At 45.9% G+C, this 1302-nt stretch carries 1 protein-coding gene; it reads left to right on the top strand.

Features of this window, described 5'->3' with window-relative positions; translation table 11 throughout:
* Positions 1-56: 56 nt before the first annotated feature.
* Positions 57-1271, top strand: coding sequence for an IS256 family transposase (locus tag CXF62_RS01370; RefSeq protein WP_102092626.1), 1215 nt, complete (start codon positions 57-59; stop codon positions 1269-1271).
* Positions 1272-1302 lie beyond the last annotated feature (31 nt).

Here is a 1302-nt window from a genome sequence, read left to right as displayed (position 1 = left end):
GAGCCTTTCCCAAACTTTGTGTAACTGCTTATAATCCACTAACTGGAGAATAAGCAATGACTACTCAACCCGACATCAAGAAACTGGCCCAGCAGATGGCTGGTAGCATGAAAAGCTTCGATGACATTAAAGACTTCCAAAAGCAGCTCATGCAATCCTTTATCGACACTGCCCTTGAAGCTGAGATGGAAGATCATCTCGGCTATCCCAAGCATGAAAAGGCGGATAAGCCTAACAAGCGCAACGGGCACACTAAAAAGACCGTCCGCAGTGACACAGGCGATCTTGAGATATCTACCCCAAGAGACCGTGATGGTGACTTTGAACCTACACTTGTGCGCAAGCATCAAACCCGTATCTCAGGGCTTGATGATAAAATCATATTTCTTTACGCCAAGGGCCAAACCACCACCGAGATTGTAGAGAGCATTAAAGAGCTCTACGATGTCGATATCTCAAGTAGCTTGGTTTCAAGAGTCACTGACAACATCTTAGAGGACATCACTGCATGGCAGAACCGGCCATTGAGCAGTGTTTATCCTATCGTCTATCTAGACTGCATTGTCGTCAAAGTACGTCAAGACAAGCAGATCATCAACAAGGCTATTTATCTGGCTCTAGGCGTGGGACTTGATGGTAAGAAAGAGCTACTTGGTATGTGGCTGTCAGAAAATGAGGGCGCTAAGTTCTGGCTAGGTGTTCTTACCGAGCTTCAAAACCGTGGCGTACAAGATATCCTCATTGCCTGTGTCGACGGCTTAAAGGGCTTCCCTGATGCCATTAACACTGTTTATCCAAATGCTCAGGTTCAGCTGTGTATCGTACACATGGTGCGTTATTCAATGAAGTTCGTACCGTGGACGGATAAAAAGGCCGTAGCGGCTGATTTAAAGGCCATTTATGGTGCGGATACGCTTGAGATAGCAGAGGCCAATCTTGAGCACTTTGATGAAGTGTGGGGCGATAAATACCCGCACGTGGTCAAGTCTTGGCGCAATAACTGGGAAGGCTTAACGGTGTTCTTTAATTACCCGAAAGACATCAGAAAAGTCATCTATACCACCAATGCTATTGAGTCGCTAAACAGTGTGATTCGTACGGCAGTGAATAAGCGTAAGGTGTTCCCCTCTGATCAGGCAGCGTTTAAGGTAGTCTATCTAGCAACCCAGCAGGCGTCTAAAAAGTGGTCGATGCCGATTCGTAACTGGACGTCTGCTCTGAATCGCTTTATGATTATGTTTGATGATCGTATTAGCAGGCATTTAATCTAAATGGCAGTTACACAGAATCTGGGATGGTCTC

It is taken from the genome of Psychrobacter sp. MES7-P7E (assembly GCF_002863645.1).
GTDB lineage: Bacteria > Pseudomonadota > Gammaproteobacteria > Pseudomonadales > Moraxellaceae > Psychrobacter.
Note: the sequence above shows the minus strand (reverse complement) of the source record. Positions and strands in the feature narration are given on the sequence as shown.